This is a genomic window from Brucella haematophila (assembly GCF_005938105.1).
Lineage (GTDB): Bacteria > Pseudomonadota > Alphaproteobacteria > Rhizobiales > Rhizobiaceae > Brucella > Brucella haematophila.
The window spans coordinates 1-20,805 of sequence record NZ_VCPE01000015.1 but is presented as its reverse complement, the minus strand read 5'-3'; the positions used below and the strand labels follow the sequence as shown (position 1 = coordinate 20,805).

Here is a 20,805-nt window from a genome sequence, read left to right as displayed (position 1 = left end):
TTTCGCTTCAGAAGCCGTGAAATGCCATATCAAGGGCCGCGACGATCTCATCGTGCGCGGCCTTAAGATTTGTCACGGGTTCTTTCAAGGCAGAGATCGGAATTGCCGCCATGAACTGGGTGACGAGAATATAGTCTTCGCCCTCAATCTCAAAACTCGGGTTGAGGCGCTTTGCTGGAAGCGGAGCTGATGTCTTGCCGATGAGTGGAATGACGATGCGCGTTTTCAGCTCATCAAGCAGGTCGGCCTGCACGTCCAGCACATAGCCGCCACCGGGATTGGGGTAGACGTCGTATCGCGCCATCAGAATTGGCGATAACGTTCGAGGGGCAAGCCGTTTGCTTCGACATAGGCATTCGAGCTTTGTATCGCAGCGCGGTTCTCTTCTTTCCAGCGCATTGCCTTTGCGGCGGCAACCGCCTGCGCAATTCCAAGTTCGGCCGCTTTGGAAATATTGATCTTATGCCGACGGGCCTCGGCGAGAAGCTCACTATCGATTGAGAGATTGGTCGCACGCTTGAATATACGTGCAGCTTCGTGCTCCGACATATCGCAGTCTCCTTTCTGCCCAGTATATGCGCATAATCATGTGCATACAACTGTAACCGACTTTACGAGCGATTATCGTCACGCTTGACAAACATATAGCTGTTTAGCTATGAATTAATCCATAGCCATTGGGGTATGAATAAAGTGACAGCAACACGGGATGAAGTCTTCAAAGCACTGTCCGATCCAACACGACGGGCGATATTTGAGCGTCTTTGCCGTGAGGGGGAAAAAACGGTCACGGTTCTGACTGCAGGGGCAGGGGTTTCGCAACCCGTTGTCTCGAAGCACCTTGCCGCGTTGAAGCGGGCGGGGCTCGTGAGCGATCGTCATGAAGGCCGGCAGAGCCATTACAAAGCCGAGTATACGGCTTTGGCCCCACTCATAGACTGGGCGCAGGAAATGACCGGCTTCTGGGAGAAGAAGTTTGACGCCCTTGAAGACTTGTTGAGGAGGATGGACCAATGAGCGAGATATCAACTGAGACCCGCACGGTCGTCGTCGAACGCGAGATGCCTTATCCACCCGAGAAGCTCTGGCGCGCATTGACCGAACCTCATCTGATCGCCGATTGGCTGATGAGCAATGATTTTGCGCCGACAGTCGGTCATCAGTTCAAATTTCGCGGCGAGTGGGGTGGTGTGCTGGATTGCGAAGTTTTGGTTGTCGAACCGAACAAGCAGCTATCCTACACCTGGAACCACGTCCACGAGAATAGCGCTTATAATCTCAGAAGTGTCGTGACTTTGACGCTGACGCCAACGGTGGTTGGTACACATTTGAGGATGGAGCAGACCGGTTTCAAGCCGGACCAGACGCAAGCGTTTCATGGTGCTCAACACGGATGGCAGGGCTTCCTCGAAAAGCTCGAAACCGTGGCGGCCAATGTGGATTGAACCTGCCGCTTCTAGGAGTACTCGAAGCGGATAAAGGCGGACGAATAACAATAGAGCCAGCCCCTACGCCTAGGGCTGGCTTTTGAAGGGGAGAGAAAAAGTGGCCTTGAATAAATCCATCCGGCAGGTTCACCGCTGGCTATCGATTATATTTACGCTTACCGTGATCGCGAATTTCGCCACCATGGCTTTCGGCCAGCCGCCATCCTGGGTGGTTTATTCACCTCTTTTGCCGCTGTTTATATTGCTGGCGACGGGGCTATATCTCTTTTTCCTGCCATACTTGATGAAACGAAATGGCTGATAAATGCGCTCAGCCATTTCGCATTCACGTGGAGCTTAGCGGTTGTTCATCAATGCCTGCACAAGATCGGCTTCCAGATCTTCCGGATCTTCGAGGCCGATGGATATGCGGATAAGCTGAGGGCTAATTCCGAGCTGGCTTTTCTGATCTTCGGGAACAACCGCATGGGTCAGCGACGACGGATGCTGAATGAGGCTCTCTACGCTTCCAAGGCTGACAGCGAAGTGGAAATAGCGCGTCGAAGTCAAAATGCGTTCGACGCGTGCGAGGTCACCACCAACTTCGATAGAAATCACACAGCCGAAATTGATCATCTGGTTGGCGGCCATTTTATGCTGTGGATGGCTTGCCAGACCGGGATAGACAATTCTGGTCAGGCCGAGTTCTTCGGCTCTTTGTTCAAGGCTGGTCGCCAGCTTCAGTGCCGTTTGCGACTGCCGGATGCTGCGGATTTCGAGCGTTTTCAAAGAGCGGTGCAAAAGAGCACAATCTGTCGGCGACATGACCGAGCCGAGGGCGTTCTGCAAATAGCCTACCCGTTTTGCGAGCCCCGCAGGTGCATTCGCCGATATGGCGACTACACCACCCAGCAGGTCCGAATGGCCGTTGAGCATCTTCGTTGCCGAATGAACGACGACATGGATTCCATGGTCGATCGGGCGCTGGCCGGCAGGAGATGAGAAGGTGCTGTCGCAAACGGTAATCGCATCGGCCTTGTTGCCAAGCTCCGCAACCAATGACAGGTCAACGATGCGGAGTGTTGGATTGGACGGCGTCTCAAACCAGAGCAAAGCAGGCTTATGTTCGGCGACGGCTTCGCGCAGCGCAGCCTCGTTGGAAAAATCTACGAAGCGCACATTCTGCGCCGCCGTGATTGGCCGAACATCGGCGAGCAATCGGTAAACGCCGCCATAGAGATCGTTATGGGCCAGAATGGACGAACCGGCGGGAAGCGCCTCCAGCAATGTTGCGGCGGCTGCAAGTCCACTCGGGAAAACGAATGCGGCTTCTGCGCCTTCAAGGTCTGCCAGGCAGCGCTCAAGGTTGTTTCGGGTCGGATTGCCGCTTCGCGTATAGTCGTATCCCTTGCTCGCCCCGATACCATCCTGCACATAGGTCGTGGCATGATAGATCGGCGGGATCACGGCTCCGGTCAACGGATCTGGTTCCTGACCGACATGGATTGCGCGCGTTGCAAAGCCAGCCTGATTGCGAGGAGGGTTCTTGGTCAATTTTCTGTCTTTCTGTCGTTAGTCTGCCAGTGCCCGGATTGCTTATCAGTTGCGTTCCCGACCTGTCGTCAATTTTCCGAATCCTGCCGTCAGCGACACGTCAGTAGACGATCAGTTCGCTCGTATCTTTCAAATATAGCGGGTGTCCCGGCGAACCGTTGTTGGTGATCTTCAGCGCATGGAGCGTGACACCGTTGCTTCGCAATGTGTTCGTCACGATTTCTCCGTAGTGCGCCAGCTTCTTGTGAAGCGACCCATAGGCCATAACGACAATTGCCGCTTCTCTGGCCTGCTGGAGAATTGTCTGAACATTCTCGTCAGTGCAAGGGATCACACCTTCTTCCAGCAACATTTTCGGATGCGTCGCACGATAGTCCATGACATTGCATTTTACGTAGCGGCTGTAACCCCAGCGGCGCGTAAACTTCTGCTCTTTGAAAACGGTGGGATCATCGACGTCATAAGCGGCGGTGCTTGGATTCATACCAATCCAGAGCACGTAACCGTCCTTATCCGCTCCGTCCCATTCACGCGTCAGAAGCCGGCGATATCGGCCACATTCGGAGAAGACTGCGTCTCCTCTGATTTCCGGCTTGATTTTCAGGCGAACCTTGCCGCCTGGATCATGGGCTTCGTGACTCATCATGCCTGCTTCTCTGACTATGTAGTTTTCACGACTTGGTACCGTGGACTTATCAGCCAGCGTGCCGCACGCCTAGCATATTATACAGTGTGAGTAGATTTTCTCTCGGGCCCGCGTGCCAAGGCTGCCGCTATGTGGATGTTGAATGAAAGGCGGCTATTCAGCCGCCTTTACCATTCTGGATTTGCTACGCGCCAATCAATTGACAGGAATTGCCCGCATTTCGCGATTGCAGAGGAGCCTGCAAGCCTCGATTGACAGAATAGACATGGTGGAATGCATCCGCTCTACCGTTGATCAGGCACACGTCGTGACGGTTCCAGTCCCAATTTTCCGCATCAAGCATGTTTTCGAATTTGGACGATGCTGTCGCCGACCAGAAACTTGCCGTTCCTGTTGGTGTTAATGCGCGGCCCAACACAGCCAGGCCGTTTCCAGAATAAATCGCGTCGTTTTGTTCCCGCACGAGAAAATCGGGGCCATTGTCGGTGTCCATCAAGATCAGATCGAACGTTGAAGGGGATTGTTTCAAGGTTTCCATGACATCACCGATCTGCAACTCGACACGACGATCACACAGCGGATGATCAGCGAGATGACCGATGAATGAGCGGTTCCATTCCACAATGTCGGGGATGAGTTCACACACCGTGACCTGTGTTTCCAGCGAAACAAAGTCGAGCGCCGCTCTCAGCGTGAACCCCATGCCAAGTCCGCCAATGAGAATTCTCTTTGGTGTTCGATGCAAAAACCTCAGGGAACGTTCAGCGAGAACGATTTCCGATTGGAAATTGATGTTCGACATCAATTCCAGCCCGTTGTAGCGAATTTCGTAGATGTCGCCTCTTTGCCGCAACAATATTTGGTCGCCAGCATCGTTACTGGCGCTCGCCAACTCAGTCCAGATAGCCATTTGAAAACCCAAACGTTTTTAAGAACGACCGGTCGTGCCAGATCGAACTTCATGTTTTGTCATGATTGAGAGTTTCGGGGTCGCTGCAACCTTATGTGTGCAGCAACCCAATGGCATCGTCTGATCTGGCATCCATCATCAGGGGAAATGATGACACATTCTTCAAAACGGCCGATATATTCAGGGAGCTTTGAAAAATATTCATCATATCCGGAATTCTGGCGTGATCCTGACTGTTTGTTGAGCGCCCTTACTATCAAATTGTCTTGCTTAATCAAGCAGAATTATCAGAGTTTTTTTGTGACGGTGAGGCCTATTTCTTGCAAATATTCTTCTGTTTTGACTTTTTTATTAAAAGCGAAATTCCTGTTATTTAGATAGATTTCTACGGTCGAATGGCTCCGTAATCCATTTCTTTCAGGTCCGATATTAAACTTGGTCCTTTTGGCTCCCAGCCCAGTGTTGCCCGCGTTTGTGTGCTTGACGCTGGCATGTCGAAGCTGACGAACATGGAGAGCCATCCGAAATGGTTCGTTGCCTCGTCAGGCGAAAGGGAGATGACCGGCAGGCCAAGCCCCGTTCCGACCACTTCGGCAATGTCCCGCATGGTGATGCCCTCTTCTGCGACAGCGTGATACCGCTCACCAGGCTTTGCTCTGGCGGAAGCGAGAGCATAGAGCTTCGCGACATCGAGAACATGTGCCGCGGGCCAGCGGTTCAGGCCTTCGCCCACATAAGCAACGGTTCCCTTATCCCGTGATATCTCAATATATGGCGTGATGAGACCCTGCTTCATCGTGTCATGCACCTGTGGAAGCCGAACGACTGACACGTTGACACCATCTTCGAGCAAGCGCTGCGCTGCGAGTTCAGATGCAATACGCGGATTGGGATGATGAGGGTTGAACACGTTCTCCGTTGCGGGCTGACCGTTGCCGGGATCACCAATGCCGGTGCCTGATGTGATCAGCAACGACCGGTTCGAGCCTTTCAGCACTGAACCAAGAGCCTCGATTACGCGCCGATCTTTCTCGCAATTCGCGATGAAATTGGAGAAGTCGTGATCGAATGCCGTATGGATCACGGCATCAGCTTGAGCCGCACCGGCGCGGATGCTTGCAAGGTCCTCAAGCGTGCCTTTCTGGACTTCCGCTCCCGCCGAAGCGAGCGCATTTGCTCCAGCATCTGACCGCGTCAGGCCGAGCACCTGATGGCCTCGGGCAAGCAATTCGGGCACGATACGTGAACCGATGAAGCCGGTTGCACCTGTGAGAAATATACGCATTTCTTGTTCTCCGTTCCTGTCAGGAGAGGATTATCACCGGCAAATAATCATGTTAAAGTAGTGATCTTATCATGGTATAAATACCAACAGGCTAGGCATGCCATTCGTCAACGATAATCCTCTCGGCCAGTTTCTGCGTGATCGCCGTATGCGTCTTGATCCGGTGTCGTTCGGTTTTCCAACCGGGCGCCGGCGGACGCCGGGCCTGCGGAGAGAGGAAGTCGCGCAGCGCGCCAATATCAGCCCGACCTGGTACACCTGGCTGGAGCAGGGTCGTGGCGGCGCGCCGTCGGCAGATGTGCTTGAGCGTATCGCCAAGGGATTGATGCTGACTGAACCGGAGCGCGTACATCTCCATGTTCTGGCGTTCGGACATCCTCCGGAAGTGCGGTTTCAAGAGCAAGACGGCATCACGCCAAGATTGCAAGGCGTGCTTGATGCTATTCCCAATAGCCCTGCGCTCATCAGGACTGCGACCTGGGATGTGATTGCCTGGAACAAAGCTGCCAGCATGATCCTGACGGATTATGCAAAGCGTTCCCGGCGCGAGCGAAACATTCTGCGCATGATGTTCACGGACTCGCGGGTGAAGGCCGCGCAGGAAGACTGGTTGCGTGTCGCAAGGTTCGTTGTGGGTGCCTTCAGGGCAGATGCGGCGCGCGCGGGTGCTGGTGCCGAAATTGCGCAACTTGTCGAGGAACTGACGCAGATGAGTCCGGAGTTTGCCGCATTGTGGCGGGACAACGAGGTCGTCTGGTCGGGGGAGGGTGTCAAACGTCTCCATCATCCCGAACTTGGGCCGATCGAACTCGAATTTTCCACCTTCGCAATCGATGGTCGCCCGGATCTCAACTTGATGGTCTATACGCCCGCGACAATTCAGGTCGCTGAACGTGTCCGGGCCTTCCTCGCCAACAGCGAGGCTTGACACATATCAAGGTGACACTTTTTCGTAAGTGATTGTTTCACCGTCTTCTTTGGTGAATGTCGTAACTGGTTTATCGAGAAGACCGAGAACCAGTTCTGACGGACGGCAAAGTTTGGTACCAAGCGGCGTTTCCACGATCGGTCGATTGATGAGGATCGGATGCGCCATCATGAAGTCGATCAATTCATCATCGGTCCACTTTGAATCTTGCAGCTTCAGTTCTGCATAAGGCGTGCCCTTCTCGCGAAGGAGTGCTCGCGGCGTCATCTGCATCGCGTTCAGCAACTCGACCAGTCGGTCGCGCGGTGGCGGGTTTTGTACATATTCGATGATGACAGGTTCTTCTCCACTCGCGCGGATCATCGCCAACGTATTGCGAGACGTGCCACATTTCGGATTGTGGTATATCGTAACAGTCATCAGAGCTTCCCTGTTTCACAAGCCGATGGAGCGAATTGTTCCGCCTTCATCCATGAAAAGGAAAGCTGTTACAAGACCGTGATATCGGGGCCGATTAAAATACGGCCCCGACGGCTCTTTTTACTTCGCTACAATTGCCTGAATGCCGGCCAGTGCGCATTCTGCGTCTGTTGCGCCCGACGGCGCGCCACCGACGCCAATGCCGCCAACGAGCGCATCGCCAATCTTGATCGGCAGCCCACCAGCCTGGATGACAAAGCGCGAATCCATATCACGCATGCCGCTATTGGCTGGCTTTGAAGCGATAAACTCGGCAAGTTCGCCGGAGTCGCGGCCAAGAGCTGCTGCCGTGAACGCTTTTCCTACGGCGCTGTTGCCGGTGTGCGGGCCAGAAAGGTCGGCTTTGAGCAGAATTTTTGTCGATCCATCGCGGGCCACAACTGCAACGCTTACATTGTTACCCTTGGCGACACACGCATCCAGCGCTGCCTGAGCGGCTTTGGTTGCTAGATCAAGCGGCAGATAGGGCGTCGTTGGAAGAGTTTGGGCGAAAGCGGTAGCCGGAGCCAGCGACAAAGCGATAATTGCAAGTTTGCGGATCATGGTCGTTCCTCGTTTTCGATGAACGTTACCTAACTCCACAGGTCCAAAAACTGAATCCGTAGCCCTTGCGATCTTATCCGTAGTTCTACTGACTTATGTTCCCTTCCAACCATAGACGGGTCATTTCCGCCTGAGATGTGGTACCCAGTTTTACGCCAATGGCGGCGCGGTGGCTGTCTATGGTGCGTGGCGACAGGCCAAGACCGTCCGCAATCTGACGGGTGGTGAAGCCCTGTGCTATGTGCTCCAGAACCTCACGCTCGCGCGCGGTCAATGCATCGAGCAAGGCAAGGGTTTCGGCCTTCAATGCCTTGCTGCCCAACCGCTTTTCCAGCAATTGCTGGGCTTTCTGGATTGCATCGATCAAGTCCTGCTCATCAACGGGTTTGGAAAGATAATCCACCGCTCCGTTGCGAAAAGCGCGGCGACAGGCTTCGATATCACCATGGCCGGAAATAATGATCACGGGCCAGTCGACTGCCTGTGCCTCCAGTAGCTCCTGCAGTTTGAGGCCTGTCATCACTGGCATCCGAATGTCGAGTATCAGGCACCCCGGCGTCAGCCGTGGCAGTTGCGTAAGGAATGCGGATGGATCGGCAAAAGTCCTGACGTCGATATCAATGGTCGAGAGCAGAAGGCTCAATGCCTTTCTGACCGCTGCGTCGTCATCCACAAGATAGACAGGCTGGACCATCAACTTAAACTTTCTCTGTCGGCAACAATAGGAAGCGCGACGCGAAATAGCGCGCCTCGCTCCTGCGGGATATAGGAAATCTCGCCGCCGAAGCGTTCGACAAGGCGCTGGCTCAAGGCGAGGCCGAGGCCGGTTCCCTCAGGACGGTTGGTGGTAAAGGGCGTAAACAGACGAGGCAGCAGTTCTGGCGCTACGCCGGGGCCGTTGTCCTGAACTTCGAGAATGGCCACGCTTCCATCAGCCTTCAGAGAAGCTTTGACCCGCCGATCACTGCCGGTGCCCGTATCATGAAAGGACTCGATGGCATTACGCAGGAGATTGAACATGACTTGTTCCATCTCCACAGGGTCTACTGCAGCCATCAAGGGGCTGTCAGGCATCAAAAGTTCTATATCGACATTTTGCCGCTTTGCTTCCGGAGCCAGCAAGGTCTGAACATTTTGCATCGAAAGACGGAGATCGGCTTGTGTGTTCTCTCTGCGTTGCGGTCGTGACCAGTTGCGCAGACGGTCCAGAATAGCGGAAGCGCGCCGCGCTTGATCCACCATATCATCAAGCGCATCGGCCAGCGCTGTTGTGTTGTTCCGGCTCAATAGTCGGCGCCCGGCCTGCGCGCCAGCCAGAAGCGCCGTCAACGGCTGTGTCAGTTCATGCGCCATGCCGCTTGCCATTTCGCCCATTGTATTGACGCGCGAAGCATGGGCTAGTCGGGCCTCGAGGCTGCTTAGCTCCGCGCGACGCTCTGCCTGGCGCGTGCGTTTTATCTGGCGAAGGATCACCAGTCCTCCGAAGAACAGCAAGTTTGTGAGAACGAGGAGCGGGATCAATTGATCTAGTGGCAGCAGAGCAGCCCATCCCACATTCATTGCGGTTTCGAAAAGAAGTGGCTGCGAGGCGCTGCCCAATTGCTTGGAAAAGAGCGCTGTACCAAATGAAGCGGGGTGGCTGAAAAGCACCGTTCCATCAGGCATGAGAATTCGTCGTGCGACACCGTTGCGTTGCCAGAATGCATCGTCCGAACTGATAAGGGCGTCGGCATTGATCGATAGCGCCAGTCCGTCGTGGGGATCATCGTTGTTCGGGCTCCGCTTTACAATCATGTAATGCCCGGGACGCGCTGCCGGTGCGAACAATGTGGGGACCCCGCTCGACGACAGTGCCGCCGCGCGTATATCTGCGGTTAATTCCGGTTCCAGCTCTCTTGTGCCGGTGACGGGTGTTGTGGGATTGATCGGCACAAGTTGTATCTCATCTATGCGCGGATAGAAGCGCGTGATGGTCGTAGCAACCTCGAGAAACACGTCATCTCGTGAGAGCTCGGCAGTGCGTACCTTGGATTGTGCAATCGTTGAAAGCGCTGTCAAATGAGCATCATGCTGAACGGCCCGCTGGGAAGCTTCACGATGTAACGTGAAGCTGGCCGCCTGGAGTTCGGACAACAATTCTGATCGCTGGTAAAAGGCGAGGCCGCCAATCACCAGAAGGTTGAGCAGCAACCATATGACAAATGGGAGCGGGGCAGGGTGGAATCTCGCCCATGGTCTTCCATTGTGCAGGTTCATATGCTCATCCTGATATCAATCGCTGTTGGAGCAAAACATACCGGCACAGATTTGTTGCGCCAACCGGAAATCGCGCCGCGTTCATGTTCTGGTCATCTGAGAGCGATTATGCACCTTCGCAAGGTCACTGAAGTTTCGCGGTCATGCGATGCCAGTAGCCAATTATATTGCTGAAAGGATATCTTGATCATGGATTTCATGCGTCGCGCGTCTTTGTTGTTTGGGGCTGTGCTGCTGCTTGCCGTTGCTGCATGTCAAAAAGAGCAGGCCCCAGCCGCTGCTGAAGCTCCGGGTGGGATTTGTAAGAAGGATGTCGCAGAAACTCTTGCTGGCAAGGATAAAATGACGGACGACGCTGCCATGCAGCTCACGGGTGCAACCATCGTCCGCCAGGTCAAGTCGGGCGATCCGGTTACAATGGATTTCCGGCAGGAACGTATAACGATTGAAACCGACCCGACCACCGGAAAAATAATCCGCGCCTATTGCGGCTAGGTCAGTCGTTGTTCTGCTGACAGAACTGCGAGCGCAAGAGAAACTTCGCTAAATGGCTAAGTTTTCTCTTGCGCATTTCGCTGTTATCTGAATAGTTAGCAATATGGCTAAGCATGATTCAGACCTTTCACTTTTGTTCCACGCGCTGGCAGATCCCACACGCCGGTCGATCCTGACCCGTTTGGCCGGAGGGCCGACGGCGGTGACAGATCTGGCCGGGCCGACAGGCCTTCGCCTGCCGACGGTGATGCGACACCTCTCCGTGCTGGAAGAAGCCGGTTTGATTGTGTCATCCAAGGATGGACGGGTACGGACTTGCGCTATCCGCCCCGAGGCTTTGGAACCGGCGCGCGGCTGGATGGATGAACAACGCGCTATCTGGGAATCCCGTCTGGATCGTCTTGATGCATTTGTAATGAGTGTGATGGAGGAGTGCGAAAATGACACAAATTCAAAAGCCAAGTAGCATCGAAGCAGCACCCGCCGGTGAAAGCCGTTTCACGACGTTGACCTTTGAGCGAAACGTGGCCGCGCCGGTGTCCGTTCTCTGGCAGGCATGGACCGCGCCAGCCGCACGGGCAGTCTGGGCGGCGCCAACGATTGCTGTCGAGGTGGAGTTTCTGGAAGCTGATACCCGGATTGGCGGTCGTGAGGTTTCTCTACGCAAGGTGAATGGTCAGCCCGATATTCACTGCGAATGCGGCTGGCTGGAGTTGCAGCCTGCAAAGCTTAGCGCGAACTATGAGGTAATCTCCTGCGAGGGCGTGAAGCAATCGGCTGCATTGGTCACGGCTATTTTTTCTGACCTCGGTGGGCACAGCAGTATTGTGGTGACGGTGCAACTGGCTTCGCTGTCCGGTGACATGGAAGCTGGTTATAGAGCGGGCTTCGGAGCAGGACTGGACAATCTGGCCCATGCTGCCGAGCGCACCATGGTGTTGCAGAAAGTCATTCGTGCCCCGCGTGGGGTGGTCTGGAAGGCGTGGATGAACCCTGAGACTTTGCCGCTTTGGTGGGGACCGGAAGGGTTTTCCTGTCGCACAAAGAGGATCGATCTGCGTCAAGGCGGCGAATGGGTCTTCGACATGATAGGGCCTGACGGTACAGTCTACCCGAACCACCACCGCTACGGTGAGGTCAAGACGGAAGAACGGCTCGGCTATACGTTGCTTTGGGGCGAGAATGGACCCAAACATGCTGATGCATGGGCGTCGTTTGAGGATCAGGACGGCTTCACGAAAGTGACCCTGGGAATGGTGTTCAGCACAGCCGCTGAGTTCCAGACGGCCAAAGGCTTCGGGGCAATTGAGCTTGGTCTGGAGACGCTGGGCAAACTTGATCGGTTCGTTACGACATAATAAAGCGTATCATCTTGCGCTTTTGGAGCCCGGCTATCTAACGACGTGAACAACAGTGAGAGGCGCCTGGTCGTCTCTCACGAATGCAGGCCTTTGATCTGTATGCCCACAATTTCCTTGGCGAGTGCGACCCTGTCGGCATCGGTTTCCACACTTCGCGGCTGGTACCAGATTGAGAGCCAGTTGATGGCGCCGAGCACGGCCTTTGCTGCTACCGATACGTCGACATTCCGGATGCTGCCATCCTCCATGCCTTCACGAATGACCTGTTTGAACAGATCTTCAAACCGACGCCTGATTGAGATCAGCTCATTGAGTGTGCGGCGCTGGTCGGGTGTCGTCGCCGCAAGCTTATGCATATGAACGCCCTGCACCACCACTGCTTCGAAAGCGACGTTGGTCATCATGGCGAGCGCATGCGCCATGAGCATCTCCTCAAGTCGGTGCAAACCTGAGCCGTTCAGCGTCATGACTGGTTCAACGGCCTTGAACAGTCGATCCATGCCTTCCCGATGCACGTCGAAGAACAAATCCGTCTTCGATGAGTAGTAGTGATAAATGCGCCCTTTCGTCGAGCCCATCCTGCGCGCCACATCATCAATGCTTGTTGTGGAGAAGCCTTGCTCCATGAAGCACTGAGCGGCTGTTTCCAGGATTACGACATTCCCGGTACTGTCCGTTCGGTTATTTCGGCGGCTGTCAGCCATCTGCTACTCCGATTTATGCATAGGTAAGCGGCAACCAATCCTAGCAAATTTCGATGGCAAAATGCCACTAGACAAAGCCATGTTCAAGTGCATACTACTCAGTATGTTGTTGATTAATGCGACTGCTGTCCATTTTTCAGCGCTTGGAGGATATAATTTTGGAAATAAACCCTAATTCTGCTGCGTCTGCGCCCCATGCAAGCGCGGAAAGCCAGATTCTGTATTCGAACTGGATCAAGATCGATCAGCAGCTTGTGGATCGGTTTGCGGATGTGATTGATGATCATCAGTTCATTCACACGGACCCGGAACGCGCAGCAAAGGAAAGTATCTTTGGCGGTACTATCGCGCATGGCTTTCTGGTTCTTGGCCTGCTGACGAAACTCAGCCGCGAAGTATTGCCGGAAGTTGCAGCCGGCGCGGTCGAAATTAATTATGGCTTCGACAAGGTTCGCTTTCTCGCTCCGGTAAAGGTGGGGTCTTCCATTCGCGGCGCGTTCAACTCCAAATCGGTTCAGCCGAAGGGGAATGGTCAGCTCCAGACCTTTGGAGCGACTGTTGAAATCAAAGACGAAGCGAAGCCAGCACTCGCTGCTGACTGGCTTATTCTGACGGTAGGTTGAGGATCATATGACTATTTCTTTCGAAAATCGTGTTGCAATCGTAACAGGCGCTGGTGGTGGGCTTGGGCGCGCCTACGCCCTTGAACTGGCAGCGCGCGGCGCAAAGGTTATCGTCAATGATTTCGGCGGTAGCCGGGATGGAACTGGCGGCGCGTCGGAGGCGGCGGAAAAGGTCGTCGCGGAAATTCGCGCCAAGGGCGGCGTCGCAATTGCTGATGCAGGCAACGTCACGAAGTTCGAAGATATGCAGGCACTGGCAAAGCGCGCTGTCGAAGAATTCGGTCGCATTGATATTCTCATCAACAATGCCGGGATCCTGCGCGATAAGAGCTTTGCCAAGATGGAAATGGCTGATTTCCGCGCTGTGGTCGACGTACACCTCATTGGCTCGGCCAATGCCAGTCGCGCCGTATGGGACGTCATGAAGGGTCAGAACTATGGCCGCATCCTGATGACAACTTCCACGTCGGGCGTTTATGGCAATTTCGGTCAGTCGAACTACGGCGCAGCCAAGGCCGGGCTCGTGGGCCTGATGAATGTGTTGCATTTTGAGGGCGATAAGTACGACATCTACGTCAATGCGATTGCCCCGACCGCGGCAACGCGCATGACCGGAGATGTGTTGGACGAAGAAATGCTGGTGCGCCTCGCTCCGGAAAACGTTGTTCCTGCCGCTCTTTTCCTCGTCAGCGAGGAGGCTCCGAGCCGCACCGTTCTTCTCGCAGGTGCAGGGACCGTGGCCCGTATGGCGATTGTTGAAAGCGAAGGCGTTTATCTGCCGAAAGGCGAGCGTACGCCGGAAGCTGTTGCCGCTGCATTCACACAGATCGATGATATGACCAACTCTATCGAAACCGATGCCGGTTTGGCGCATGTGGATCGCATCATTGCAACGTCGAGGGCGAACGAGGTCGTCGAATGACGGCGCAAAAGCCGCGCCCTAAGGCTGAACCCCGGTCAGCCTATCGGGAGTTCTACGAGATGCAGACGCGTTGGAGCGACATGGACATTTATGGCCACGTCAATAATGTCGTCTATATGCAATATTGCGATGCGGCACTGAACCGGTCGTTGATCGCGGGAGGCGCTCTGGAGCTGAATGGTTCCACGCCCATCGGCATCGTGGCGCGCAATTCAACGAATTATTTCTCCGAGATTTCTTATCCCGACAATGTCGTTGTCGGGGTGCGTGTCGAGCATATCGGTAACACAAGTTTGCTGTGGGGATTTGGCATCTTCAAGGATGGCGAAGAGCTGACGGCTGCTGTAAGTGAATATGTGCATGTCTATGTCAACCGAGACACGCGACGGCCTGTTCCGCTGACCCCGGAACTTAGAGGATTAGCCGAAAGGCTTTACATTCCAGCGTCAGTGGAGGAGCTCTGATGAGAGAAGCTGTAATCGTATCAACTGCGCGTACGCCGATTGGCAAAGCCTATCGCGGCGCTTTCAACGACACGACAGCCCCAGCGCTTGCTGGACATGCAATTGCCGCTGCTGTCGAACGGGCAGGCATTGACGGCGCCGAGGTGGAGGACGTCGTCATTGGCGCTGCTCTCCAGCAAGGCACAACCCACATGAATATCGCCCGCACGTCTTTGCTGCGGGCAGGCCTTCCGGTTTCGGTGCCGGGCCAGTCGATGGATCGTCAATGCGCTTCGGGGCTGATGGCTATCGCCACAGCGGCCAAGCAGATTACTGGCGATGGTATGACGATTGCTGTCGGCGGAGGCGTGGAGCAGATATCGCTGGTGCAAAACGAGCATATGAATGTCTATCGCTGGCGCGATCCGTGGCTGGCCGAGCATCTGCCTGCCACTTACATGAGCATGATCGAGACGGCCGAGATTGTCTCTGCGCGTTATGGAGTTTCGCGAGAGGCGCAGGACGAATATGCGCTGCAATCGCAGCAGCGCACGGCAGCCGCGCAAGCAGCGGGCCGCTTGAACGCCGAGATTGTACCGATTCAATCTACCATGCTGATCAAGGATAAGGTCACTGGTGAGATATCTTCGAAAAGCATCGAGTTGGCCATGGATGAAGGCAATCGTCCTGAAACCACACTGGAAGGCTTGCGCGGGTTGAAGCCGGTCTTTGCCGGTGGTCAGGTCATCGCACAGGGTGGCTATATTACTGCTGGCAACGCCTCGCAATTGTCGGATGGTGCTTCGGCGTCCGTGCTGATGGAAGCAAAGGAAGCGGAAAAGCGTGGCCTGTCTCCGCTCGGTATTTATCGCGGGATGGCCGTTGCGGGATGCGAGCCTGACGAGATGGGCATTGGACCGGTTTATGCCGTGCCAAAGCTCTTGAAGCAGCATGGCCTGACGATCGATGATATCGATCTATGGGAACTGAACGAGGCCTTCGCCGCACAGGTGCTTTACTGCCGTGACAAGCTTGGCATCGACAATGAGAAGCTCAACGTGAATGGCGGCGCTATTTCGATTGGCCACCCTTATGGAATGTCGGGTGCGCGTATGACCGGACATGCCCTCATTGAAGGCAAGCGGCGCAATGGACGTTATGTGGTGGTGACCATGTGCGTTGGCGGCGGCATGGGTGCGGCAGGCCTGTTTGAGATTTGTTGATTGGAACGAAAAAGGCCGGTTTAACCGGCCTTTTTTATGATCTCAACTGAGGCTCGATCAATATGCGGCCTTATAGATCGCGAGAGCATCTGCCTCGGTTACCTTGCGCGGATTGTTGACCAGAAGGCGGGTCTGTTTCATGGCGTCGCGCGCAAGCAGAGGCAGATCGCCTTCCGCGATGTTCACCTCGCGCAATGTCTGCGGTACGCCAAGCTCACGGCTGAGATTTGCGAGCTTTTCAACAAAGGCTTCTGCGCGTTTCTCTGCCGACATGGTAGCAAGTTCTGGGAAAACATCTGCTGCAATTTCCGCGTAGATATGGATTGCTTCCGGCAGGTTGAAGCGCAATACATGGGCAAGCACGAGCGCATTGGACAGGCCGTGCGGCACATGGAAATGCCCGCCAATCGGGTAGGCGAGCGCATGGACGGCAGCCACGGGTGAATTGGCAAAGGCCTGGCCGGCGAGCAATGAGCCGAGTAGCATGGCAGCCCTTGCATCGCGGTTCTGGCCTTCAAAGACCGCAGTGCGAATATTGGAGCTTAGCAATTGCAGGGCATTGCGCGCCAATGAGCGCGATAAAGGATTGTTGTTGGCGGAGGCTGAGGCATAGGCCTCGATGGCATGTACCATCGCATCGATGCCAGTTGCAGCAGTTACCGCCGCTGGCAAACCGACAGTCAAATCCGCGTCGAGGATTGCCATGTCCGGTAGCAGCAGTGGAGAGACAACGCCCTTCTTCTCCGATGCGCCGGTGGTGATGATCGAGATCGGTGTGACCTCGGACCCGGTACCCGCTGTGGTCGGCACCAGAACGAGCGGAAGGCGCGGCCCCCGTGCGATATTGACGCCGTAAATGTCGTTGAGCGTTTCGCCGCTCTTTGCGAGCAGAGCTGCAACCTTCGCAACATCCATTGATGAGCCGCCGCCAATGGCGAGAACGCCTGTCGCTTCATGCGCCAAGATGTGCTCTTTCAGAGTCAGAACATTGCTTTCCGGCGGGTCGGCCTGCACATCGTCAAAGATCGAAACGGCAATGCCTGCCTGTTCCAGCGCGTTTGTCGCGGGTTCCAGAAGCCCGAGTTTGCGCAATCCCTTGTCGGTCACGATGACCACGCGCTTGCCCAGCAGGTGCCCGGCAATATCAGCGATCTTCGCCAGGCCGCCGGTCTGCAGCACGATGGATGGCGTTGTGTTGAAAACGAAATTGTCCATGATGTTCAGGTCTTTCGATTTATCGGTGTTGAGCTTTGGCAGATCAACTTGCGCGCTTCAGCTCGCGGTCGACCGTGTTTCCGGTAACCCCTTCGCTGCGCAAAATATGCTTCTGGATTTTACCGCTCGACGTCTTTGGAAGAGATTCCAAAATCCGCACATAGCGCGGCACCATAAAGCGAGGCAGGCGACCTGCAAGAAAATCCAGTAATTCTTCGGCGACAATTTCCTGTCCGTCCACCGGCGTTACGGCGATAAGGACTTCATCTTCGCTCAACTCGCTGGGCACTGCGATAGCCGCGCATTCCTTGACAGCGTCGTGAAAAAGAACTTCGGCCTCCAATGCGAAGGACGAGATATTCTCGCCGCGTCGGCGGATGACATCTTTCAGGCGATCAACGAAGAAATAAACGCCGTTTTCGTCCTTGCGAAAACTGTCCCCGGTGTGGAACCAGCCATTGCGCATGGCTTCCACGGTGGCTTTCGGATTGTTGTAATAGCCTTTCATCAAAGCCCACGGACGGTCGGAGCGAATGACCAGTTCACCCGCCGTGCCATCCGGCACTTCGACGTCATTTTCGTCGACGATGTGCAACTGATACCAGGGGCGCGGCTTTCCCGCGATGCCCTTTTGGGTAATGCCGGGACCAGCAACAAGCGGACTGGCGATTTCGGTCATGTTGTAGATGGTCCATGCTTCCACGCCAAATCTCTCGGCGAACAATGGACCGTCTTCGCCAAACGGCGTAATGAAGGCACGACGAAGCGGGTGGTTGCGATCATCCGATGAAACCGGCTGTTTTAAGAGAAAACTGGCCATCACACCCAGCAACAGGCAGTAGGTCGAGTTCGTTTCCCGTACCGCTTGCCAGAAATGCTGCGTTTTGAATTCGCGCATCATACCAATCGATAGTCCGCGTGCCAGCATCGCGTAGACATAGAGCGTGGAGCCGCAATGGAAGATCGGCCCGCAGATCATGCAGCGATCGGTTTCATCGACGCAATCGAAGGCGTCTGGACCCATCGTATAAAGCTGCACATATGAGGTTAAGACGCCCTTGGCATTGCCTGTCGTACCCGACGTGTACATGATGGCAAGCGTGTCCCATGGCTCAATCGGCGTGTCGAGAACGAGTTCGGTCTCGTTGACGGATTCCACGTCAGTCAAAGGCAGGATTTCAACGCCAGCGACTGCGCGGTCTACCGCACCTTCGACCACCAGAACTTTACGCAGCTTGCCGGGGGCAACATCCTGCAATCGCTCTACCAGATCGGCGTGCGCGACCATCAGAGGTGCATCGGCATCGTCCAGAATATGTTCCAGCGGGCGACCGAGTGCGGCGGTATTGATCGGCACATAGACTGCGCCGATGTAATTGATGGCGAACCAGGTGGTGAGCAGGTCCGGGCCGTTACCCATAAAACAAAGGACATGATCGCCGCGTTTCACGCCGTGGCATTGCAGTGTCGCTGCACGCTGGCGAACGCGGTCCCGGGTCGTTTTGTAATCCCATTCCGTCGATGGCCAAAAATGCACGAATGGTGCCGTGGGGCGCTCCGCTGCATATCGATCAAGAAGATATCGCAACACGGAATGGTTGCGGTCGAGCGCACGCTGGTCTGGCGTCATAGTCTGAATTCCTCCTACCCGGGTCGCAACTAAACCTCAAAAGAGGGCAGTTGCAAACCTATTTGGAATATGCAACATACTCGGTAGTATGTCAAAGCGAAAACATCTGGGAGGATGGAAATGGCCATAGTCGATATTCAGCGCGAAGGACCGGTTGCGGTAGCGCGCTATGACCGTGGCGGCAAGGCCAATGCTCTCAATGAACAAGCGATCAAGGCACTCATAGAAGCGGCGGATGAGCTGTCGGCGGATGACACTGTTCAGGTCGTTATTATCACGGGTACCGAAAGTCGCTTTTCGGGTGGTGTCGATCTGAAGGACGATAATCTGTGGCGCAATAATGCGGACGCCGTTTCTCGTCACACGGCCATGTCGCTTGGCGGCGTCATGTGTGATCGGTGGCGGTTGTTACCGCAGATCACAATCGCGGCCGTCGAGGGACCGGCCGTCGGTGGCGGCGGCATTCTGGCGTTGGCAGCCGATTTCCGCGTTATGGCTGAGGGCGCCTTCTTTCAGTTTCCAGAAGTCCGTCTGGGCATGACGCTGGGTTGGGGCGGACTGCCCCTCTTGTCGTCGCTTATCGGCCCGACGCGTGCCAAACGCGCGCTTTTCGCCAATGAGCGGATCGGCGAGCAGGACGCGCTCAATATGGGGCTTTGCGACAAGATTGCTCCAGCGGGTGACGCGGTGGAAGCTGCAAAACTCTTCGCGCAGACAATCGCTGAATGCCCGCCTTTAGCCCTGCGGATGACCAAGAGGGCCATTGATCAAGAACACCGCGCCAACTGGGCCGCACCTTATGAAGCAGACCAGTTTTATCTGGCGAGGCTGATTGCGGAAAGCAGCAGCCAGTCGGGCTGACACCGTTATTATTTGGGAGGAGGAAAACCATGACAATGAAATCAATGATGCTTTCGGGTGCGTTCGCCGCAATGATGCTTGCAAGCCCGGCTTTGGCAGAACCCGTTCGACTGGGTGTGCTGACGGATATGTCCGGCATGAATTTCGATCTTGCTGGCGAAGGCTCGGTCGTTGCGGCCAAGATGGCTGTGGAGGATTTCGGTGGCAAGTTGAATGGGGAGCCTATCGAAGTCATCGTCGGCGATCATCAGAATAAGCCGGATATCGGATCCACGCTGGCGCGCAGCTGGATTGATGAGAAGAACGTCAAGGCCATTATCGACGTGCCGACATCGTCGGTCGCCATGGCGGTTCAAGAGATCACGCGCGACAAGGACGTAGCGTTTCTGGCGTCGACCGCAGGTTCCTCGGACCTGACGGGCAAGGCCTGCTCGCCAACGACTGCGCAGTGGACCTGGGATACTTATTCGCTTGCCAATGGTACCGGTCGCGCAATGACGCAGGAAGGCGGCAAGAAGTGGTACTTCATCACGGTTGACTACACCTTCGGTCATGCCCTCGAACGGGACACGACAGAAGCCGTCAAGGCAAGCGGCGGTGAAGTTGTAGGTTCAGTGCGTCACCCCCGTGAAACCACTGACTTTTCCTCCTTCTTGCTCCAGGCGCAAGCATCGGGCGCTGACGTGATTGCACTTGCAAACTCGTCGGGCGATACGATGACGGCGCTCAAGCAGGCCAATGAATATGGCATTGCTCAGGGCGGTCAGAAAATCGCAGGTATGCTGCTGTTTCTCTCCGACGTCCATAGTGTTGGTCTCGAAACTGCTAAAGGCTTGACACTCACCACCGGCTTTTACTGGGATTATGATGACCAGACCCGGGCCTGGTCGAAGCGTTTCGGTGAACGGATGAACGGCAAGATGCCGACGATGGTCCATGCTGGTGTTTACTCGGCGGTCATGAATTATCTCAAGGCCTCTGAAGCTGCAAAGTCCACCAGTGGTAAAGCGGTGCTCGACAAGATGCGCACAATGGATATCAACGACTTCTTCGCCCGCAATGCGAAGCTGCGTGCAGACGGTCGTATGGTACACGACATGTATCTTGTTCAGGTCAAGTCGCCTGAGGAATCCAAAGGACCATGGGACTATTACAAAGTTCTGCGCACCATTCCGGGTGACGAAGCGTTCCGTCCGCTCGATAAGGGCGGCTGTCCGTTGGTAAAGCAGTAAGAGGCTGATTGGATGGAAGCTTCGACTGTGAGAGATGCGGCTCTGCGTGAGGCAGGGCCGTCGGGTT

At 55.2% G+C, this 20,805-nt stretch carries 26 protein-coding genes; 13 read left to right on the top strand and 13 right to left on the bottom strand.

Annotated elements, in window-relative coordinates:
• Window positions 1-7: 7 nt before the first annotated feature.
• Complete coding sequence (locus FGI60_RS19920; RefSeq protein ID WP_138786669.1) at window positions 8-304, bottom strand: CcdB family protein; 297 nt, start codon at window positions 302-304, stop codon at window positions 8-10.
• Window positions 304-549: a type II toxin-antitoxin system CcdA family antitoxin gene (locus FGI60_RS19915; RefSeq protein ID WP_138786668.1), complete on the bottom strand. Its 246-nt coding sequence runs from the start codon at window positions 547-549 to the stop codon at window positions 304-306. Before FGI60_RS19915 ends, FGI60_RS19920 begins: the two co-directional genes overlap by 1 nt.
• Window positions 550-684: 135 nt before the next feature.
• On the opposite strand from FGI60_RS19915, the gene FGI60_RS19910 reads away from it, so the two are divergent.
• From FGI60_RS19910 to FGI60_RS19900, 3 genes are all read left to right on the top strand, one after another.
• A complete protein-coding gene (locus FGI60_RS19910; protein WP_138786667.1) occupies window positions 685-1,017 on the top strand; it encodes an ArsR/SmtB family transcription factor in 333 nt (110 codons plus the stop codon).
• Complete coding sequence (locus FGI60_RS19905) at window positions 1,014-1,445, top strand: SRPBCC family protein (protein WP_138786666.1); 432 nt, start codon at window positions 1,014-1,016, stop codon at window positions 1,443-1,445. The genes FGI60_RS19910 and FGI60_RS19905 overlap by 4 nt, the downstream gene beginning before the upstream one ends.
• Window positions 1,446-1,545: 100 nt before the next feature.
• Window positions 1,546-1,749, top strand: a complete 204-nt coding sequence (locus tag FGI60_RS19900; protein ID WP_138786665.1) for a hypothetical protein — start codon at window positions 1,546-1,548, stop codon at window positions 1,747-1,749.
• A 35-nt stretch (window positions 1,750-1,784) separates the two neighbouring features.
• On the opposite strand, the gene FGI60_RS19895 is transcribed toward FGI60_RS19900, so the two are convergent.
• From FGI60_RS19895 to FGI60_RS19880, 4 genes are all read right to left on the bottom strand, one after another.
• Window positions 1,785-2,981, bottom strand: a complete 1,197-nt coding sequence (locus tag FGI60_RS19895) for a trans-sulfuration enzyme family protein (RefSeq protein ID WP_138786664.1) — start codon at window positions 2,979-2,981, stop codon at window positions 1,785-1,787.
• Window positions 2,982-3,081: 100 nt separating this feature from the next.
• On the bottom strand, window positions 3,082-3,627 hold the full coding sequence (locus FGI60_RS19890) for a DUF1643 domain-containing protein (RefSeq protein WP_235889869.1): 546 nt from the start codon (window positions 3,625-3,627) through the stop codon (window positions 3,082-3,084).
• 184 nt (window positions 3,628-3,811) lie between these two features.
• Window positions 3,812-4,537, bottom strand: coding sequence for a spermine/spermidine synthase domain-containing protein (locus FGI60_RS19885; protein ID WP_138786663.1), 726 nt, complete (start codon window positions 4,535-4,537; stop codon window positions 3,812-3,814).
• Window positions 4,538-4,922: 385 nt separating this feature from the next.
• A complete protein-coding gene (locus FGI60_RS19880) occupies window positions 4,923-5,822 on the bottom strand; it encodes an SDR family oxidoreductase (protein WP_138786662.1) in 900 nt (299 codons plus the stop codon).
• 97 nt (window positions 5,823-5,919) lie between these two features.
• On the opposite strand from FGI60_RS19880, the gene FGI60_RS19875 reads away from it, so the two are divergent.
• Window positions 5,920-6,750 carry a helix-turn-helix transcriptional regulator gene (locus tag FGI60_RS19875; protein WP_138786661.1) on the top strand — a complete coding sequence of 277 codons (831 nt, stop codon included), beginning with the start codon at window positions 5,920-5,922 and terminating at the stop codon, window positions 6,748-6,750.
• 6 nt (window positions 6,751-6,756) lie between these two features.
• Here the strand turns inward: FGI60_RS19875 and arsC are convergent, their stop codons facing one another.
• The 4 genes from arsC to FGI60_RS19855 all read right to left on the bottom strand — a co-directional run bounded on the left by arsC (window position 6,757) and on the right by FGI60_RS19855 (window position 9,831).
• Window positions 6,757-7,170, bottom strand: a complete 414-nt coding sequence (gene arsC, locus FGI60_RS19870) for an arsenate reductase (glutaredoxin) (protein WP_138786660.1) — start codon at window positions 7,168-7,170, stop codon at window positions 6,757-6,759.
• Window positions 7,171-7,290: 120 nt separating this feature from the next.
• Window positions 7,291-7,773: a GlcG/HbpS family heme-binding protein gene (locus FGI60_RS19865; RefSeq protein ID WP_138786659.1), complete on the bottom strand. Its 483-nt coding sequence runs from the start codon at window positions 7,771-7,773 to the stop codon at window positions 7,291-7,293.
• An 85-nt stretch (window positions 7,774-7,858) separates the two neighbouring features.
• On the bottom strand, window positions 7,859-8,467 hold the full coding sequence (locus FGI60_RS19860; RefSeq protein ID WP_138786658.1) for a response regulator transcription factor: 609 nt from the start codon (window positions 8,465-8,467) through the stop codon (window positions 7,859-7,861).
• Complete coding sequence (locus tag FGI60_RS19855; RefSeq protein WP_235889868.1) at window positions 8,467-9,831, bottom strand: sensor histidine kinase; 1,365 nt, start codon at window positions 9,829-9,831, stop codon at window positions 8,467-8,469. The genes FGI60_RS19860 and FGI60_RS19855 overlap by 1 nt, the downstream gene beginning before the upstream one ends.
• A gap of 387 nt (window positions 9,832-10,218) precedes the next feature.
• On the opposite strand from FGI60_RS19855, the gene FGI60_RS19850 reads away from it, so the two are divergent.
• From FGI60_RS19850 to FGI60_RS19840, 3 genes are all read left to right on the top strand, one after another.
• Window positions 10,219-10,524: an I78 family peptidase inhibitor gene (locus tag FGI60_RS19850; RefSeq protein ID WP_138786656.1), complete on the top strand. Its 306-nt coding sequence runs from the start codon at window positions 10,219-10,221 to the stop codon at window positions 10,522-10,524.
• Between the two features lie 103 nt (window positions 10,525-10,627).
• Entirely contained in the window at window positions 10,628-10,990 is a 363-nt protein-coding gene (locus FGI60_RS19845) for an ArsR/SmtB family transcription factor (RefSeq protein ID WP_138786655.1), read from the top strand.
• Window positions 10,965-11,882, top strand: coding sequence for an SRPBCC family protein (locus FGI60_RS19840; RefSeq protein WP_138786654.1), 918 nt, complete (start codon window positions 10,965-10,967; stop codon window positions 11,880-11,882). Before FGI60_RS19845 ends, FGI60_RS19840 begins: the two co-directional genes overlap by 26 nt.
• 77 nt (window positions 11,883-11,959) lie before the next feature.
• Here the strand turns inward: FGI60_RS19840 and FGI60_RS19835 are convergent, their stop codons facing one another.
• Window positions 11,960-12,589, bottom strand: coding sequence for a TetR/AcrR family transcriptional regulator (locus tag FGI60_RS19835; RefSeq protein ID WP_138786653.1), 630 nt, complete (start codon window positions 12,587-12,589; stop codon window positions 11,960-11,962).
• Window positions 12,590-12,753: 164 nt separating this feature from the next.
• On the opposite strand from FGI60_RS19835, the gene FGI60_RS19830 reads away from it, so the two are divergent.
• From FGI60_RS19830 to FGI60_RS19815, 4 genes are read left to right on the top strand one after another with little or no spacing between them, the layout of a single operon-like run.
• Window positions 12,754-13,212 carry a MaoC family dehydratase gene (locus tag FGI60_RS19830; protein ID WP_407921693.1) on the top strand — a complete coding sequence of 153 codons (459 nt, stop codon included), beginning with the start codon at window positions 12,754-12,756 and terminating at the stop codon, window positions 13,210-13,212.
• Window positions 13,213-13,219: 7 nt separating this feature from the next.
• Window positions 13,220-14,134 carry an SDR family NAD(P)-dependent oxidoreductase gene (locus FGI60_RS19825; RefSeq protein WP_138786651.1) on the top strand — a complete coding sequence of 305 codons (915 nt, stop codon included), beginning with the start codon at window positions 13,220-13,222 and terminating at the stop codon, window positions 14,132-14,134.
• On the top strand, window positions 14,131-14,598 hold the full coding sequence (locus FGI60_RS19820) for an acyl-CoA thioesterase (protein ID WP_138786650.1): 468 nt from the start codon (window positions 14,131-14,133) through the stop codon (window positions 14,596-14,598). Before FGI60_RS19825 ends, FGI60_RS19820 begins: the two co-directional genes overlap by 4 nt.
• Complete coding sequence (locus FGI60_RS19815; RefSeq protein WP_138786649.1) at window positions 14,598-15,800, top strand: acetyl-CoA C-acyltransferase; 1,203 nt, start codon at window positions 14,598-14,600, stop codon at window positions 15,798-15,800. Before FGI60_RS19820 ends, FGI60_RS19815 begins: the two co-directional genes overlap by 1 nt.
• 57 nt (window positions 15,801-15,857) lie before the next feature.
• On the opposite strand, the gene FGI60_RS19810 is transcribed toward FGI60_RS19815, so the two are convergent.
• Window positions 15,858-17,015, bottom strand: a complete 1,158-nt coding sequence (locus FGI60_RS19810; RefSeq protein WP_138786648.1) for an iron-containing alcohol dehydrogenase — start codon at window positions 17,013-17,015, stop codon at window positions 15,858-15,860.
• 43 nt (window positions 17,016-17,058) lie between these two features.
• Entirely contained in the window at window positions 17,059-18,645 is a 1,587-nt protein-coding gene (locus FGI60_RS19805; RefSeq protein ID WP_138786647.1) for an AMP-binding protein, read from the bottom strand.
• Window positions 18,646-18,765: 120 nt separating this feature from the next.
• On the opposite strand from FGI60_RS19805, the gene FGI60_RS19800 reads away from it, so the two are divergent.
• Both FGI60_RS19800 and FGI60_RS19795 read left to right on the top strand, forming a co-directional pair.
• On the top strand, window positions 18,766-19,506 hold the full coding sequence (locus tag FGI60_RS19800) for an enoyl-CoA hydratase/isomerase family protein (protein WP_138786646.1): 741 nt from the start codon (window positions 18,766-18,768) through the stop codon (window positions 19,504-19,506).
• Between the two features lie 29 nt (window positions 19,507-19,535).
• Window positions 19,536-20,738, top strand: a complete 1,203-nt coding sequence (locus tag FGI60_RS19795; RefSeq protein WP_138786645.1) for an ABC transporter substrate-binding protein — start codon at window positions 19,536-19,538, stop codon at window positions 20,736-20,738.
• Window positions 20,739-20,805 lie beyond the last annotated feature (67 nt).